This window comes from Streptococcus sp. 1559, assembly GCF_013276735.1.
Lineage (GTDB): Bacteria > Bacillota > Bacilli > Lactobacillales > Streptococcaceae > Streptococcus > Streptococcus pseudopneumoniae.
Genome location: NZ_VMLO01000004.1, coordinates 1 through 18,393, shown reverse-complemented (window position 1 = coordinate 18,393; position 18,393 = coordinate 1). Strand labels below are relative to the sequence as shown.

Here is an 18,393-nt window from a genome sequence, read left to right as displayed (position 1 = left end):
TTTTTATTAAGTCAGTAAGTACTTAATCATCTACACCTAAAATTTCATTAATACTATTTTTATATAAGATTGCTTTTGCTCCATAGATTGCTTGAATGCCACCCTTCACTTCTAAGACATCAACTGCACCAATTTGTTTTAAAAGTGCTTTATCAACTTGATTAACTTCTTTTACAGCTACACGTAAACGTGTCACACAAGCATCTACATCTTCTATATTATTTGATCCACCCAAGGCTCTGATAATTTGTAGGCTATCCTGTTTTAAATGATCCGCAGTATTTGAAGTTGAATCTGCGGATTCAGAAATTTCTTTAGAATCTACTTCTTCTCCTCTTCCTGGCGTTAGAACGTTGAATTGAGTAATGAACCATCTAAAAATAATATAATACAAAACACTCCAAATAAGTCCAAATGGAATCTGAAGAACCCAATTCGTCTTAGCGTTCCCCTGCAAAATTCCAAATAAAGTGAAATCGATTACACCTCCTGAAAATGTGTTTCCTATTGAGATATTTAAGATGTCTGCAATAAAGAAGCTGACACCATCAAGGAATGCGTGAACAACATATAGAACCGGACTGACGAATAGAAACATAAATTCAATTGGTTCTGTAATACCGGTAATAAAAGATGTTAAAGCAACTCCAAAAAACAAACCCGCGTATTTTTTACGACGATTCTTAGGAACACTATGGTACATCGCTAAACAGGCAGCCGGTAAACCGAACATCATTGTTGAGAAACGACCTGCAAAAAACCTTGTTCCTTCTGTAAATAATCCAGAATGAGCCGGATCGGCTAATTGAGCAAAAAATATTTTTTGAGCCCCAACCACTGTCTGTCCTGCAACAGTTTCAACACCACCAAGTTCAGTATACCAAAACATAGGATAAATCATATGATGTAAGCCTACTGCTCCAGAAAGTCTCATTAAAAATCCATATAGAAAAGTTCCAATTGGACCTGCCTGAGAAATATATCCACCTGTAGAAACAAGAAGTTGTTGGAAAGGTGGCCAAATAACAAAGAAGACAAAGCCAATTAAGATAGAAGAGAACGATGTAACAATAGGAACGAAGCGTGAACCTCCAAAGAATCCTAAAGCGGAAGGTAATTGAATATTGCTATATCGGTTGTGCAAATATACGGCAACTATTCCGACAACTAATGCTCCAATAACTCCAGTATCAATTGCAGATCCTTCTGCCATAAAAAGTTTTACCAGAGCTTTGATCGTTGCAGTCATAACTAAGTAACCAGTTACTCCTGCTAACGCAGCGGTTCCTTTATCTCGTTTCGCTAAGCCAATACATAATCCCACACAGAGAAGTAGTGACAAGTTACTGAATACAACCTCTCCTGCAGAGCTCATTACTTGGAATATCGATTGAAAAATACTATTGTCTAGTATTGGATAAGTTGCTATCGTGGTTGGGTTTGAAAGTGCACCACCAATCCCCAAAAGTAGACCTGCTGCAGGAAGTATAGCTATAGGTAACATAAAAGCTTTTCCAACTTTTTGTAAAACTTTAAATATAAAACTCCCCCCTCACATCTTATTTAAGACCAGCAACGAAGCGTTCTGTAATCTCTTTTGGTCTAGTAATAGCGCCACCAACAACGATGCCTCGCACTCCGTATTCAAGGATTTGTTTGGCTTGTTCTGGTGTATGAATTTTTCCTTCTGCAATGACATCTACACCGGCATCACAGAGTTTTTTGATGAGTTCAAAATCTGGACCATCCACTTTTGGACTGTAGGATGTGTAGCCTGATAAGGTTGTTCCGACAAAGTCAATTCCTGCTTCGACCGCTGCCAATCCTTCTTCAAAAGTACTGGTATCCGCCATCAAGAGCTGGTTAGGATATTTCTCCTTGACCTGACGAATGAACTCTTGAATTTCCAAACCATCGTAGCGTTCACGCTTGGTACAATCCAGAGCAATCACCTCGATGTCCAGTTCTGCCAATTCATCAACTTCTTTCATAGTAGCCGTGATGAAGGGTTCTTGTGGCGGATAATCTCGTTTGATTATCCCAATAATCGGAAGTTTGGTGACTTCCTTAATTTCCTTGATATCGCGAACACTATTGGCTCGGATACCGACTGCTCCACCTTGCTCAGCCGCTTTGACCAGCAAGGGAATCACCCCTCCCGCTTCTGTATAAAGCGGTTCATGAGGAAGAGCCTGACAAGAAACGATGATTCCATCTTTGATTTGTTCAATCAAGGCTTCTTTACTAATCTGTGGCATCCTCTTTCCTCCCTTTCTTTTTTCTTTATTTCTATGAGATTATTATACCTTAAAATTAAAACGCTTTCAAGAGTTTGTAGTATAATAGATTTCAGTTTCAAAAACTAGCCAAGTCAAACAGCTCCTCTAAAAGTACTTTCAGAGGAGCAAGTCGACCTATAATAGGAGAATACCAAAATTTAGTTTACAATTTCTGACAATTTTACTTTGCGATCTTCAAACATAGACTGGGTACAAGCATCTGCAGTAGCAATTGCTTCTAGGGCAGCTTCACCTGTCAATAGTTTTGCAAATTCTTCTGATACTGGGGCTCCTTCCATAATCTCATGCAGATAGCGCATTTCTTTATCAATGACAGATGATAGCCATAATGGAGTACGTTTACCTGGTTTACCATAAGCAATTGCTCCATCCATCTCTGTACTATGATAGATACGAGTCCGATCATCATCTTCTTCTTGCGATTCGTGAATCAAGAAATAACTTTCTTGTCCATCTAGCTTAAGAGTTCCTTTACAGTTGAATAAGTCTAAGCGAATGGCACCTTTGCTTCCTTGGATTAAGACATAATGTTCACCCCAACGATAAGCTGAACCCCATTCTAACAAGGCAAAACGCTTATTAGAAAATTCCATATTGACAAAAATCATATCATCTTCATCACCGAAATGTTCACCTTCATGGGCCACATTTCCACCTGTCATGGTTACAGTTTCAGGCATGCCCCCCATAAGGAATTGAACGCAATCCAATTCATGGATGTGGTGATACAAGTGACCACCTGATTTTTCACGAATTTTTTTCCATGATACTGACGGTTGTTGTTCTTCCCAACCATTACGAGCTGTATGACAATATAGAACGTCTCCGATAACTCCTTGATTAATGAGTTCTTTTGCATGATGGACACCATTGAAGAAGTTCATAATATGTCCTGCCATAAAGGTCACATTGTTTTCTTTACATGCATCTACCATCTCGCGACAATCTTGATAAGAAAGCGCAATTGGTTTTTCACAGAAAACATTTTTACCATGTTGTGCGGCCTTGATAACTGGTTCTTTATGAAGATTATTTGGAGTTGCGACGATAACACAATCTACTTCATCGCTAGAAACCAACTCATCTAGGGAACTTGCTACTTTTGCTCCCAATTCTTCTGCAATTACTTCTGCATTATCTGGATCATAGAGAAGAGTAATCTCTGCTCCATCATTCTTTTGCATATAACGAGCCAATTCAGCTCCAAAATCCCCTGTTCCAACAACACCGTATTTAACCATGTTTTTTCTCCTTTATTATTGAATAAACTTTCTAATTTTAACTTATACTCTTCAAAAATCTCTTCAAACCGAGTCAACGTCGCCTTACTGTGCGTATGGTTACTGACTTCGTCAGCTTCATCTACAACCTCAAAAACGTGTTCTGAGCTGACTTCGTCAGTTTTATTTGCAACCTCAAAGCTGTACTTTGAGCAGCCTGCGGCTAGTTTGCTCTTTGATTTTCATTGAGTATTACTTCACAGATCCTTCTGATAATCCACTTGCAATCTTATTTTGGATGATAGAGAAGAAAATAATTGATGGAAGAACTACAATAACAGACGCTGCCATCATATCTCCCCAGTCTAGTATTTCTGAACCATTAAGTGAACGAAGGGCTACTGCTACTGTCATCTTTCCTGTATTGTTAATCAAAATCAAGGCATACAGGAATTCATTCCAAGCATTGATAAATGTATAAATAGCTGTTGCTACAATACCTGGTGCTACAATCGGTAGCACAACTTTATAAAACGTAACAAATTTATTTGCACCATCAATTCTAGCCGCTTCTTCAATTCCAATTGGAACTGTTTGGAAAAATCCAACTAAGAGCCAAACTGCATATGGAACACTAAAAGATAGATAAACCATCATCAAGCCAAATAAACTATTTGTTAACCCAACTTTAGCAATGGCAATTGAATAGGGAATTGCTAACAAAATTGGTGGGAAAATATAGGTAATGACGAGTAGTCTCGACATGATTGCTCCCAATTTAGGAAAGAATCGAACAATACCATAGGCTGCCATAGCAGAAATAATAATCGCAATAAGGGTTGTAGCTAAGGCAATGATTAAACTGTTTCGAATGTTATCAATAAAGTGCAAATCGTTGATAACATGTATAAAATAATCTAATGTAAACTGTTCAGGCCAAAATCGTGTTGGATACTGAGTCAATTCCCCTTTCCCCTTGACAGACGATATGATAATCCATACCAATGGGAAAATTGCAACAATAGTCGCACCAATCAAGAGTGCATGTGAGAGAATATCTAAATAAATACTGGATTTCTTCTTCATTATTTTCTACCCTCCTTTTCCCACTTACTGATGATAGCAAAGTAGATAAAGCAAATCGCCATCAAGAAGATAAAGAGCAATACTGTAACTGCTGAAGCACGACCCAACAATTTAGTTCCCCAACCCAGATTGTAAGCAAAAATTGGAAGCGTCGTTGTAGCATTGGCTGGTCCACCACCCGTAATAAGGTAGATAATGTCAAAGTTATTAAAGATCCATACAGTTCTCAAAACAACTAGAAGCCCTACAACTACTTTAATATGTGGAAAGACGATAAACTTGAACACCTGCCAACTTGAAGCACCATCTATCTTAGCAGCCTCAAATTGTTCTTCTGGTACTGTTTGCAAAGCTGAAAGCACATTAACCATAATCATCGGCGCTCCAAACCAAATGTTGATAAACACCAAACATAGGAATGCCCATGTACTATCTGTCAAAAATGCAGGTGTATGTTCCATTAAACCTAATTTTACGATTAGATTAGGTAAGTAGCCATAAACCCCGTTTAGAATCCACTGCCAAGAAAAGGCAATAACGATGGTAGGAAATGCCCAAGGAACAATCAATAAGGTCCTATATAATTTCTTAAAGTGGCGTACTCTGTGAAGAGCTAAAGCCAATACAAACCCTACTAAAACTTGACCAACTAATGAGAAAATGGTCCACTTAATTGAATTAAAGAACGCATTAAAGAAGTTGGGATCTGATAGCACAGCTTTATAGTTAGCTAAACCAACAAATTTATAATTGGGCATAATCAAATGCTTATTGGTAAAGCTATAAAAAATACTCGAGAAAAACGGATAAACAAAGAGTAATCCTACGATAATCATAGCTGGCAAAACAAATATCCAGCGAGTTAAATTACGTTCTTTAACCATTCTCCTTCTCCCTTCTTTTACAAGATTGGGCTAGGGCTTTTCAGAGCTCACTAGCCCACCTATTTTCTAGTCTTTTACACCTACTGAACAGCTTCAAATAAATCGTTTAATTGTTTTTCTGCTTCTTTTGCTGCTTTCATAGGATCTGTTCCATTTGTAATGATATCTTGGAACATTTGTTCAATAATGTGTTGGTTAGTCAACATACCAGCTTGTACACTTGGTCCATTTTCATAACCAATAGCAGTACCTTTTTTAACAGCTTCAGTAATTACTTCTTCAGCATGTTTAAATTTCTTACGAGTTTCATTTTCTTTATAGGCTGCAGAATCGCTAATCCCCTTAATAGTTGGCAACATACCTACTGGAGTTGAATCAAGGAATTTAATGTAGTCTTCTTCATTATAAAGTGCTTCTAAGAATGCTTTAGCAACTTCTGGATGTTTTGAATTTTTCCAAACAACCATTGGAATGTTTGAGGTTTCAATTCCTTGGTCTTTATCAGACTCTTTGATTTTTGGAATAGGATAAGCATCAATCGAATCAATCAATTGAGGACTGTTGGCATTAATTCCTCCGATATGGAAGCCAGAGTTAAAGTCAAATGCTGTTTTTCCTTGATAGAACAAGGTAGCTTGTTGAAGGACATTAAAGTTCAAAGAATCTTGAGGTGAGATTTCTTTATACAATTTAACCCAGTATTTAATACCATCTTGAGCAAGTTGGCTTGTCAAGTCTGCTTTAAGATCTTTTGTTAAGAGGCTTCCTCCACCACTACGTACGTAGAAGTTCAAGAAACGTGTTGCCATTAAGTCATTTGTTCCAAACGGAACAGACAAGCCATAAACTCCAGCTTCTTTCAATTTTTTAGAAGCTTCATAGAGTTGATCCCAAGTTTTCGGAACCTCAATATTATGTTCTTTTAACAAATCTGTTCTAACCCACATAACTTGTGCATGTGAATAAAGAGGAACAGAGTAGTAATCATCTCCGATTTTTGCTTCATTTAAGGCAGTTTCGTTAAATTTATCCTGTCCAATACGCTTGATAGAATCATTTAGCGGAACCAAAGCATCTGAGTTGACCATTTCCATTACTTGGTTAGGAAGAGCTGTACTGATATCTGGCACATTCCCATTTGCTAAACCTGTAGTCCATTTAGTATAGAAGTCATTCCAAGAAAATGTTTCAATCTTGATTTTCGTTTTCGGATGCTTTTGCATGAAAGCATCTGCTGATTTTTGAATACTTTCTAAACGGGGTCCTTGAGTAAAGGAGTGCCACATTGTAATCTCACCAGATAATTCTGTCGGTGGTTCAGTACTAGTTGTAGCTTCTTTTTTTCCTGAACAAGCTACCAAGGCAACGGCTGCTAGCGCAACTCCAGCTAGACATAAAAACTTTCTCATTTTTTTCATCGTTCTTCCCTTTCTACATTAAGAAATCGCAACTTTAAAGACAATTTTTTTCACAGGTTCATCATTTATACGAACCTTGGGTTGATGTAAATCTTCTGGAAAAGTGATGAGGCATTCGCCAGCTCTCAAATGAACCAACTGTTCCACTTTCCCTGTGTATAATTCAATATCCTTCTCTTCATCATACTCTTGGGTAACGCTTACATTTTTCGGCGACGTAACAGCCATGGCTTCTTCGTTTTCCAAAACTAAATGAATATCCAAATATTTTTGGTGAGTTTCAAAGAAGGCTCCTGCTTGACCGTCTGCTAGATAAGTAAAGCAATTCCCAAACAATCGATCACCATCGATAGCAATCGAACCTTCTGTTAAATTTTCTAGTCCTGTTTTTTCTAGAAAATCTATTAATGTTGCAAAATGTGGATTTACTCCCACATAAGTTCCTAAACGGCTAATTTTTGTAATAATCATCTCTTCTAACCTCCTTTCTCAATCTATTTTTCCTATCCAAGTTCCCCATTCTTCTGTCTAGCATTTTCTACTAGAAGGACATAAAAACACTACACTCTCTAGCCTATACTCTTTGAAAATCTCTTCAAACCGCAGTCGCTTCACCTTGAATTATATAGGTCAGTCTTATCTACAACCTCAAAGCGGTGTTTTGGGCAATCTGCTACTAGCTTGCTAGTTTCTTCTTTGATTTTCATTAAGTATCTCCTCAATCTTCACAAGGAGGTCTGATTTTTCTAGCGACAAACAGAATAAATAAGTTAGTTCAATGAGCTACCTTCCTTATAGATGAAATTGATATTCATGAAGGAAGTCGCCCTTTATTTTTTGCAAAAGATACTAGTATGAATCTATTTGGGGAATTGAATTTATAAGCTGCTCACTTATACTCTTCGAAAATCAAATTCAAACTCCGTCAACGTCGCCTTGCCGTACTCAAGTACAGCCTGCGGCTAGTTTCCTAGTTTGCTCTTTGATTTTCATTGAGTATTAGTTTTTCTAAAATAATTCTAATCTATTATTCTAGCACTAATAGACTCTTTGTCTAAATCTCCTTTCTACATCTCGTTTCACCAAGAACTTTTTAAGAGAGAAATACTCTAAATTAGTTTTGTTACCGTTTTCAATTAGAGTATACTTTTTTTTTAGTATTTCAAGTCTTTTTCTAATTTGGAATTTAGTTTCAAATCTTTTTAAGTATATAAACTACATTAAAAGTACTTTCAAAAATAATCAAATTCTTACAACACTTGTTTCGAGTGGACAAGATAAAAAACAAGAAAGTCAATTTTAGGAGAAAACAAGGTTAATAGTCACATGATATAATGCAATGATGTAAAAATCGAACAAATTGATTGGAAAATTCAAACCAATTTCTAACAATGATTTAAGAATTGTTGTGTCCTAATATAGATTCAATGCACTATAAAACGCATAATATCAAGTTTTTTTAATTACCTGATACTATGCGTGTTTGTGATTTTTAAGATTTTATGCCTAGAGTCTCTATATGAGGACTTAAAAAAACTGACTCGTAGATGATTTCCTAAAGTCAATCCTCTTACCTAAAAAAACGACTTCTAAAAAAGTTGCCTTCATCGAGAGGTGAAGCAATGATTGTCCTAAAAAATAGTTGGATCGCAAATCTCTCTGAAAATTTCTTCTCTCTGCCTAACTTGAATTTGAGATTCAACATTCTTATTTATGATGGTCTTTCAATAATACTTCAAACTCAGCAACAGTCATACCCAACTGTTGACTGGCAACCTCGGAAGTCAGGAGACCTTGGCGGACTAAATTTAGTAGCATAGACAAACTTCCTTCAACTTTCCCACGTTCAAGTCCTTGTTCAATACCTTTTTCGATGCCTTGTTCAATCCCCTCTGCGCGACCACGTTCAAGACCTCTCTCCAACCCTTTTTCCTCAGCTTGTTCCAAGGCATAGTCATGAGCCAATAATGCTTGTTCTTCACGCCTGCGTTGTTCACTAAACATTCTCCTGTCCTCCTCGGACCAGCTCTTGTAGTCCAGCAGTTGATCTGCTTGGCTGATGGCTCGCTCGGGCTGCTGGGTAAAGGGTTTATTCCCGAAAAACTCTAACCATGGTTTACGAACCTTGTCTTTGCTGGTTTCTCTGTATTTTCTTAATTCCAAGAACGCCATCTTGACTAGATGGTTTTCCTGTCCATTGTTTGTAATTGTTAAAACCTCACCTGTCGAATCCTCTCGCATGCTAAAACTATGAAAAGCCAAGTCATCTGAGAACTAGTTACTATCCACAATTGCGATAGCGTATACTGGTGAGATGTGTTTATAACTCTGATGAGTATCACCTTCTCGTTGACGAATTTTTTCAAGATTTTGATTGACCTGACTGCACAAGTAAGCCCATAAACGATTGATGAAAAAATTCTGATGATGAACCTGAATTTCGATGATAACTTGCGTACCATTATCCAACTCCGCCAAAACATCTATACTGGTATAGAAATCTTGCGCCGAATAGGGCATGGAAGTCAAGACATGAATATTGCTTCCCTCCAAAATGGTCACATTTTTTGCTGGTAAATCCAGCATATCGCGGATAAATTGACAAGTGATTTCTGGGTTGCTAAAGATTTTCTTAGCAACCAAATCATTGGTCGGGCTAATGCCCGGATGTCTTAGAATCATATTTCCTCTCCTTTCATTATAGCACATTTTTAAATCTAGGTTTACTAGATTTACTGCTACTATCTATTTATTCGGAAAAGAAAGACAAAAGAAGCGAGAAAGTTAAAAATTATTAATCCTAATCACTTGTAAAGAGATAAATCTTGCTCATATTATTTATTAAAGACTCTATTTTACAAAAAAGATTACAAAATCAGCCGTTTTAGAGAACTCTTACCACTTCCTAGACTATTAATTCTAATGTTTTTTATACTACTCGCTTGCTCGTCAATAGGTCATAAAGCAAAATCAGTTGATCCATTCCCCGTACTCGTTCACTCTATAGCCGTCTGGTGTTAGCGAATTGAAAAGTAGTTTCCCAAAAGCATCGATATAGTACCACTTTCCTTTATAATAAATCCATGTATTGGATTCCATGGAACCAGATGATCCTAAGTAGTACCACGCGCCACTTGAATCTTGGAACCAGCCTACCTCCATCATGCCATTATCCTTGAGATAATACCAATTACCGTCTGTATCCTGTATCCAACCGGTTTGCATGATTCCATTCGCATCAAAATAATACCATGCATCATTTTCTTTCATCCAGCCTGTCCGTTCTTTCCCATCGGAATTTCTAAAATACCACTGATTATTTATCTTATGCCATCCTCTTTGTTGATTATATGTAATAACAGAATGTTCAACAGTAGAAAGTGACATGTTATCCGCTTCAACGCCAAAAACAGCTGTTAACGATGACGAACCTGTCCCGTTCGTTGTGAATTGAGCAGTGGTTTCTGGGCTAGATAATCTTTCCTGTTTTGATGGAGTCTTTATTTTTCTCTCATCTCGGTGCCCTTCTACTGTCAATTTTTCTCCACCTGTAACTTTAGCCACAAAGTCTGGAACTTCCACTCTTTCAGGGACTAGTTCTTTTGAAGATACTATAGACTTCCCAAGGTCGCCTGGTATTTTTTCTCCCGATACTAAAACCTCTGATTCTGAAAATTCCTCACTAGACGCAGGCAGTTCTTCTCTGATCGGCGCATCTTTTGGAACTAGAAACTCTACTTTATCTGGAGATACCACTTCCTCTTTGAGATTACTTGAGTTTTCTTCCGTCGATGACACCACTTCCTTCACACCCTTAAGAACCACACGTTCTCTCATAGGTGTAACCTCGACTGTACGAGAATTTTCAACAATCTTTCCATCAGCTAAGACCTTATAAGTCACCTTAGTAACTTCTTTACCTACATACCCCTCCGAAACAACCTCCGTTTTCCCTTTCTCTAACTCTTCAGAGTCCTCAAAACGCTCTGTAATCGGAAGTTCTTTTATGACACTGTTGGGTTTAATACCTAAAGTAATCACCTTTGATTGAGGAGCTATTTTCTTCTCAGAAACTTGAGAAGATACCGCTCCTGTATACTTATCTACTTGATAAGTAGTAGTTCGAGTAACCACCCCTCCTTTACCCTCTACAACTGAACGGAAACCAAGCTCTTTTGTTTCATCTCCTTGGTAAAGAGTATCAAAAGCAATCGATTCTTTTTCTACTTTCGGCTTAGTACCTTTATACACTACTCGGTAAATAAGTGGAACACCTTTTTTTTCACCCTTAGTATCCTCTGTACGCTCTTTTCCAACCTCAAGGGTACTATCACCTTCGTAAGTGGTAATAACCTCTGTTTTCGGCTCCTTTTGCGGTTTGAGAGGAGGTTCTACTTTATCTTTATCAGACTCTATTTTAGGTGTACTTGGTTTTTCGTCTTTTGGAGTTGAAGGAAGTTTATCCTTATCCTTCTCATCCACCAAAACTTCATCTTTTACATAGACAGGCTCTTTTGGTTTACCTTCAATATAAGAACGAACCCAATCCAGTTGCTCTTTTGATAAAACCAAACCACCACTGCGGCTTCCTACAACACCATTTTGGTGAACTCCAATTAAAGTACCTTTGTCATTATAAAGACCACCACCAGACGCTCCGGGTTTTGTGCCTTCATAGCTGATACCCTCAACACCTGAACCGAAATCAGTAGTATCTACAACTTCACTATCCAAGACTGGAGATAAACGACCATCCGGGAAACCATAAACCGAAACTTTTTCACCCTTAGCGATAGAAGTTGACTCAAAAACCACCTCTACAGGAGATACCGCTTTGAAATCTTCTTTTAGTCGAACCAAGGCTAAGTCATTTTTAAATCCAAATACGGAATCTTTTTTATTCCAATAAACAATATCATCATCTGAAAAATGCACAGACAACCCATTCGGTAAGGTTGCTTTATACACTGTATTGGTGCGACCAGATTTCGTAACGACCTCAGAACCTTTAACTGTTAAAAAATTATGAGCGACTGTTAACACCAAATTGGGTGCAATTAAAGTACCTGACCCCGACCCATCTGGCGTTTGAATGTGCGTTGTAGCATAGAAATTTTCTGAGCCATTCGGAGCTTGTAACACCTCTTTACTAGGCATAGGTAAGTTGGATTTGCCACTCAAGTCAACCTTACCAACCTCCGTTCTTGCGAAATCAGAAGACGAAGTAGATGAAGGATTTACTGAGTCAACAACAGCTTTTATAATGGTATTACCTAAAGCTAACTTACTGACATAGTCATCAGACCAAGTAGTATCACTTGCTAGTTTGTTAATTGGCACTTCGTTATAGGATACCACTTTAGCTGTTGGGGAAGTTGCTATTAACTGTTTGAAGTCTGGATTTTGTCTTAAATGAAAATTCAAGCCACTTCCAACAGGACCTTCCTGAACAACCTTATCTGAAATCAAACGAGTTCCTTTAGTATCTTCCACTCGAAGTAGAACACGACCTTTTTCTTCACCTTTTACTAAAGTAGCTCGACCTTTTTCATCAAAACTATACAAAGCACCGTCAATCTCAGACTCTACATCTTTTAAAGCTATATGATTTTCATCATAGTAGTAACGGTTTGCACCATCTATATACCAACCCTTTATACCATATTTATCAATCATAGAACGAATCCAAGCTCTGTGATTTTCCGTAAAAATCGTACCACCCCCAATACGCTCACTCTCAGGAGCGTTTGAAGTATTTGTTCCGTGCTGGTGGATACCGACTACATCTCCCTTATCATTAAACAAAGGAGCACCTGAAAAACCTCCCAAAGCTGAGGAATGATAAGTGACTGCACCGCTCTCTTTATTGACACTGCTTACAGTTGTTGAGACTGAATAAGCCTTACCATCTTTCAACCTCTTCTTGTTTTCCTCACTTAAATTCGGAGTCGAAAAATCATTGGGATAACCTACCATAGTGATTTTATCACCAGTAGAAACCTCTTTATGGCTCAACTCTCTTGGAGAGTCCTCACCACCCGTCATAGCTTCTACAGGCTTTTTAGTTACCACTACTGCTAAGTCGTTGCTATAGTCTTTACCAAAGTCTTTGCCGTTATATAAGTGAATAGAGTCTTTTTCAAGAGCTTCTGATACACCAGAAGTAGGTACTTTATTGTTCTTTTCCGTCTCTGAGTTCATCACAACATAACTACGAGCAGACTCCCCACCACGCAAGACCGCGGACTTGTTTTCTTGGTTTTTATCATAGTAATTATGAGCTACGGTTACCATGACATTCGGCGCTACAAAGACACCACTGCCAGACGCGGTTTGTTTTCCACTCGTACCACTATCATAAGTGGTATAAGTCATAGCAACACCCTCAGCGGACTTCTCATGAACGCTCACATCTTTTATATCATCGCCACCTTGAATGACGTCAGCATACACTGTTCTTCCTCCAACAACTGGTAAATCAGGAATCGACAATCCAATCATACTCACCAATGCCAGACATCCCACCAATCCATAAGCTTTTGACTTACGAAATTTTCCTAAACCCTTTAAATATAAAAACATCTTTTTCCTCACTTTAGTTTCTAATACTTATTTATCCAGATATAATAGCTTACAATCTTTTAAAATCTTCAAATAAGTTATGATTGTTCCATACTCTTCAAACCATGTCAGCCTTGTCGTGCCGTATGTATATGTTACNNAAAACGGTGTTTTGAGCAGGCTACGGCTAGCTTCCTAATTTGCTCTTTGATTTTTTGAGTATAAGGACATGTTGGATTCTATGTGCTGTATTGTCAACAATACACTCTTCTTCCTGTATATCTACCAACATGATTTACAGAATTTTATTTTACTATAATTTTACCTATATTCCAAGACAGAAATAAAATAATCAAGAACAAAAACGCATATAACCAATAACTAGCTATATGCATTTTAACACTTAAAGCGAACTGTTAAGTTGCGACTAGTGGTATCCAGTCCTAAGTAAGTCGGAAATATACAGTTTATTTACGACTAGCAAGGCATTTACCCGGCAATAAGAGCTCATCTAAATTGACTTTTTCTTAAAGTAGAAATTTCTACGAAAACTATCTAAATAAACTTTTAATCTCTATGACGGACAAAACATGTCTCAGTTATTCATCAACATCCAAGGTTCTAGTAGTTGACCCACTCCCCATTGGAGTTAACTTTATAACCATCTACTATAGTATTAACCGCTAATCTTCCGCTTTCATTGACATAGTACCATTTGTCTCCAACTTGGAACCATTGATTTACCTTCATTGCACCAGATGATTCCTGATAGTACCAATGGTCTCCATCTTTTATCCAACCAGTTGCCATTGAACCGTTAGCATTGAGATAGTACCACACACCACTGGATTCAACCCAGCCAGTAGACATTGCTCCGCTCTCACTCAAATAATACCATTGGTTACCATCTCTGACCCAACCAGTTGCCATTGAGCCGTTAGCATTGAGATAGTACCACACACCACTGGATTCAACCCAGCCAGTAGACATTGCTCCACTCTCACTCAAATAATACCATTGATTACCATCTCTGACCCAACCAGTTGCCATCGCACCAGTAGAACTCAAGTAGTACCATTTATCCGCTTCCTGATGCCAGCCTTTCACCACTTCACCAGCAGATGTATAAAAATACCACGCACCATTTTCTTGCTTCCAACCAGTCGTTATTGGAACTTTAGTCTCAGTTTTAATAACATCTCCTACATAAGATTGGAGGTAACAAGGAGCAAAAGAAGTAAGAGGAGAGTTTGCTACCATTCTATCTGAAGACCCCAAAGATAATTTATCCTTCTCTGACTTCCTTTCTGTCATCTCCTCAGATACATTTTCTCTTACTGTATTCATGGTCTCGACAGGATTTTCTTTCGCATCTTCAGGAATTCTACTGCCAGCTAGTGTAACTGGTAAATCATGCATACTGTCAATTCTACCGGCCAGTAGACCTGTAATTTCTTGACCTGCATCTTCTTTATTAAAGGTGAAAAGTAGAGTTTTTTGATCTGCTTGGGTCAAGAAGGTAGCTTTGTGTCCATTCGCTAAAGTCAAAGTCGGAATAGAATTTACTAGTACCTCAGAATCAAATTGCATAGCTAAGATACCTTGTTCTGCATCCTCTTCTTCTGTTTCCAATTTACGAACGTCCCTGATAGTTACACTCGTTGGATATACCGGATCTTTTGTTAAAAAGTCCCAATTAAATTTTCTAAATGATAGGGTATAGTCATTTTGTCCTTTTTCAGTGTGTTCATACAAGATACCATACTCCCCATTTCCTAATTCTTGGAGCGAATTATAGGCAAACTCTCCTTTTTGAATTGGTCTATGATGTAACCAAGTCAAGTCTCCGTTGTCCTCTACACGAGCCAAATGAGCCATTCCATTCGTCCGTTTAGGTCCTCCTGAATTGGTTAAAATGATGTATTCTTTTCCTTCGTGCATGGTGTGAATAGCAGCCATTTGGACATAAACATCTTTAACCTGATTGTATCTCTTGATTTCCTTGTCCCAAGTTTGCCCACCATCTTTACTTGTGGCAACCTGTAAATCACCCGTTAATCCTCTCATAAAGAGTTTCACATCACCATTATTTAACTGTACAGCAACTGACTCTGTATTTTGGGCAGGACTATTATTCATAGTTGAGGAATGAATTTTCCTTCCGCCTACTGTCCTATCATCATTGACAGCAGCTCCAGCCTGCCATGTTTCTCCATGATCATCTGAATAAATCAAACGAGAAGACTGGGATCCGCTTAGATGGGAGATAGCATTGGTGGTATAAGTAGGAACTAAGATACGACCCTTGTGCTCTCCTGTTCTAAGCACAATTCCTGTACCTGGACCTGTTCCTAAAAATTTCATCCAATCTTGGCGAATTGATGGTGTAATATCTCTTGGTTGCGACCATGTTTTCCCATCATCATCACTATAAGAAAGCCACAAATAGCTCGTATAGGCTACACGAAATGGATTTTTAGCAGATGGAGCAAAGTAGATATTCCCAAGAAGCTCTTCTCCTTTATAGAGGTCACCCTTATCTCTGTAGGCTTCTTCTTTTGGATCCACTACAACGCGATAATCTGTTTTTTGATTATTTGCATCATATACTTCTCCGTTTTCTCGGACAGTATATGCTTGATTTTCCCCTTGTTTATATAGTAATTGATAGTGCTTATCTCCAACTTGTTGATAAGCTTTTTGAGGTTTGTTTGGCATTCCAAAGACAGCTCGACCTTCTGGAAACATATCGTAGATTGAAAAAATTCTCTTTGTGGTAGGATCTTGAACCAAGACCATATCGATATTAAGTGGAGATGGTGCCTGCGGATCTTTTGCTTCTGGATTGTCTCGCAAGTTGGTCAAGGTTAAGGTTGGCTGCCAAGTAGTTCCCCCATCCTCACTTCTCCTAACGACCATAGCAATATCTCCCCAATCAGAATGGTGGAGACGACGCTGATCTGCCCCTGCCAGTAATGTTCCTTTATCCGTACGTAGCAAAGCTGGAATCCGATAACTCTTAATTCCTTCACTATTTGACTTACCATTGACACCGCTCATAAACAACTCTTGCTTCTCTGTCAAGACTGCCCCTTCAGGAAGTGACGGCTCAATATCTGTCACATCAAATAACTGGCTACGTTTTTTGACTTCCTCTGGAGTTAGAGCACGATTGTATACAGTCAGATTACGAATAGAGAGATTTGAGCCCCACTTCAGTTCTCCTGCTCTATTAGTTGCACCTAACTGAAGTTTATCCACATCTGGCATGTCTGCCAGGAATTTCCCTGACTTTTTATTCGTACGAGATAATACACCATTCACATAAAGACGAACCTGACCATTTGGACTATCCTTTCTTGGTCTTTCAACAGTAAAAGTAACCGAATTATACTTGCCTGGTCTAATCTTCAAAGGCGCATCTGTATAACTTCCATAAAATTGGCTACCATCAGCTCCACGTCCCTCTATCAAAGCTGTCCCATTATTGATTGCCATTGTAAAGTACTCATTTACTTTAGTTGTACTGGAAGCAGAAAAGAGATTGTAAAAACTAGGACCATCAGCAGCCGGTTTGAACTCCACATGAACAGTTGCATTTTGGAGTCCCTTTACTTTCTCTAATTCATCAGACAAGTCTACTCTTTTTCCATTTGAATCATTCGTCTCTAAGTCATCTTTTTCTATCACTGTTTCGACATTTTCCAAATCTCGTGCATAGTAATCTCTTGGAATTTTTTCTTCTTGCTTATCTTCCCTTTCTTGTTCTTGCTCATTGCCAGAAAGTTCAGTCTCTGAAACAGACTCTACATGCTCTGCAGGAAGAGTTATATTTTCTCCTTCCTCAGAAGGCTGGCTCTTTTCTGTATCAGTTAGGGTTGAGCTCCCCCCCCCCCGAAAGTTGAGTTTCATTTGCCAGAGGTTGCTCACTCGCCCCTTCTTGAGCTAAAACAGGAGACGTTCCAAACACCACTGCTCCCACAATCATAGAAACCGCTCCTACCGATAGTTTCCTAATGCTATAACGACACTTACGTTCTTGAACATTCCGATTCATACTGTTCCTCTCTATATCTATATCCCGATTTCTGAAATAAGACATTTACTCCAGAAAATGCACTTAGTTTGTCTTTTCTTAACTTTCTTTTACTACAGTTCATTTAAATGACAAAAATGAACTAAACAAACTATCTCAAATTGGTGCCAAATTTCCCCTCTCCTTTCTCCGATCAGACTCCTACCAATCTAGTTTATCTACCAGGACACCGCTGCAATTAAACTAAAATATCTCTTTATAAGCAAATGATGGACATCAGCTTATGCTATTTACACCATACTTCCTGCTCAATCCTTATCGAACACTTTTTCAAATAGCTTTTCATAAGCATAAATACTTGTAGAAATAATGGGAAATATAATCAAGCTCACAATCAGAATCTTATCCAGCTTAAAGGGGACAATCCCAAATAAGTGAAGAAATAAATCAATCAGAAAACTGTCGAAAAAAACTGTCAAAAGTAGTTCAATTTGTCTTTTTCTCTGCTTTTTTGTCTTGAATGCCTTAAATATCATATTATTCCCCTTTTCTAAGCTTCAATCCCTTCTCTCTATCTGTCATTTCGCATAGCTGCTACTATTTTTACAGCAATCTATCTTTAAATATACATAAAGATAAGATTCTATCACTTTTTATAAGTGTTAGCAAATTTATTATATCTCATTTCTAAAACGCTTTCAATACAGTGTAGTATAATAGATTTTAGTTTCAAGAAACTCTTTTGTATAATAATATCCTTGAAAGTAGTTTCAGATGAACATTTATAGTCCATAAAAAGAAAACAGAGACTCATCTGTTTTTTACACTCAATGAAAATCAAAGAGCAAACTAAGAAGCTAGCCGCATGATGCTCAAAACACCGTTTTG

Annotated in this window: 11 protein-coding genes and 1 pseudogene; all 12 read right to left on the bottom strand. The window is 38.0% G+C overall.

Annotated elements, in window-relative coordinates; all coding sequences use genetic code 11:
• Window positions 1–22 precede the first annotated feature (22 nt).
• The 12 genes and pseudogenes from HT688_RS01270 to HT688_RS01215 all read right to left on the bottom strand — a co-directional run bounded on the left by HT688_RS01270 (window position 23) and on the right by HT688_RS01215 (window position 18,041).
• Window positions 23–1,540 carry a PTS transporter subunit EIIC gene (locus tag HT688_RS01270; RefSeq protein WP_044012217.1) on the bottom strand — a complete coding sequence of 506 codons (1,518 nt, stop codon included), beginning with the start codon at window positions 1,538–1,540 and terminating at the stop codon, window positions 23–25.
• A 19-nt stretch (window positions 1,541–1,559) separates the two neighbouring features.
• Window positions 1,560–2,258 carry an N-acetylmannosamine-6-phosphate 2-epimerase gene (locus HT688_RS01265; RefSeq protein ID WP_001135655.1) on the bottom strand — a complete coding sequence of 233 codons (699 nt, stop codon included), beginning with the start codon at window positions 2,256–2,258 and terminating at the stop codon, window positions 1,560–1,562.
• Between the two features lie 179 nt (window positions 2,259–2,437).
• Window positions 2,438–3,541 (bottom strand): Gfo/Idh/MocA family protein, encoded by a 1,104-nt coding sequence (locus tag HT688_RS01260; RefSeq protein ID WP_172923477.1) that lies wholly within the window; start codon window positions 3,539–3,541, stop codon window positions 2,438–2,440.
• 231 nt (window positions 3,542–3,772) lie between these two features.
• On the bottom strand, window positions 3,773–4,606 hold the full coding sequence (locus tag HT688_RS01255) for a carbohydrate ABC transporter permease (protein WP_000730466.1): 834 nt from the start codon (window positions 4,604–4,606) through the stop codon (window positions 3,773–3,775).
• A complete protein-coding gene (locus HT688_RS01250) occupies window positions 4,606–5,490 on the bottom strand; it encodes a carbohydrate ABC transporter permease (RefSeq protein WP_000237984.1) in 885 nt (294 codons plus the stop codon). The genes HT688_RS01255 and HT688_RS01250 overlap by 1 nt, the downstream gene beginning before the upstream one ends.
• An 80-nt stretch (window positions 5,491–5,570) precedes the next feature.
• A complete protein-coding gene (locus tag HT688_RS01245) occupies window positions 5,571–6,908 on the bottom strand; it encodes an ABC transporter substrate-binding protein (RefSeq protein WP_172923476.1) in 1,338 nt (445 codons plus the stop codon).
• Between the two features lie 18 nt (window positions 6,909–6,926).
• Window positions 6,927–7,379, bottom strand: coding sequence for a YhcH/YjgK/YiaL family protein (locus HT688_RS01240; RefSeq protein WP_000587463.1), 453 nt, complete (start codon window positions 7,377–7,379; stop codon window positions 6,927–6,929).
• A gap of 1,236 nt (window positions 7,380–8,615) precedes the next feature.
• A pseudogene (locus HT688_RS01235) lies at window positions 8,616–9,590 on the bottom strand (Rpn family recombination-promoting nuclease/putative transposase).
• 288 nt (window positions 9,591–9,878) lie between these two features.
• On the bottom strand, window positions 9,879–13,490 hold the full coding sequence (locus tag HT688_RS01230; protein ID WP_172923475.1) for a trypsin-like peptidase domain-containing protein: 3,612 nt from the start codon (window positions 13,488–13,490) through the stop codon (window positions 9,879–9,881).
• Window positions 13,491–14,090: 600 nt separating this feature from the next.
• The gene (locus tag HT688_RS01225; protein WP_172923474.1) at window positions 14,091–17,381 is read right to left on the bottom strand and encodes a sialidase domain-containing protein; all 3,291 of its coding nucleotides are present in this window, start codon (window positions 17,379–17,381) and stop codon (window positions 14,091–14,093) included.
• Window positions 17,338–17,526 carry a YSIRK-type signal peptide-containing protein gene (locus HT688_RS01220; RefSeq protein ID WP_078800240.1) on the bottom strand — a complete coding sequence of 63 codons (189 nt, stop codon included), beginning with the start codon at window positions 17,524–17,526 and terminating at the stop codon, window positions 17,338–17,340. The genes HT688_RS01225 and HT688_RS01220 overlap by 44 nt, the downstream gene beginning before the upstream one ends.
• A 287-nt stretch (window positions 17,527–17,813) precedes the next feature.
• The gene (locus HT688_RS01215) at window positions 17,814–18,041 is read right to left on the bottom strand and encodes a hypothetical protein (RefSeq protein ID WP_000576348.1); all 228 of its coding nucleotides are present in this window, start codon (window positions 18,039–18,041) and stop codon (window positions 17,814–17,816) included.
• Window positions 18,042–18,393 lie beyond the last annotated feature (352 nt).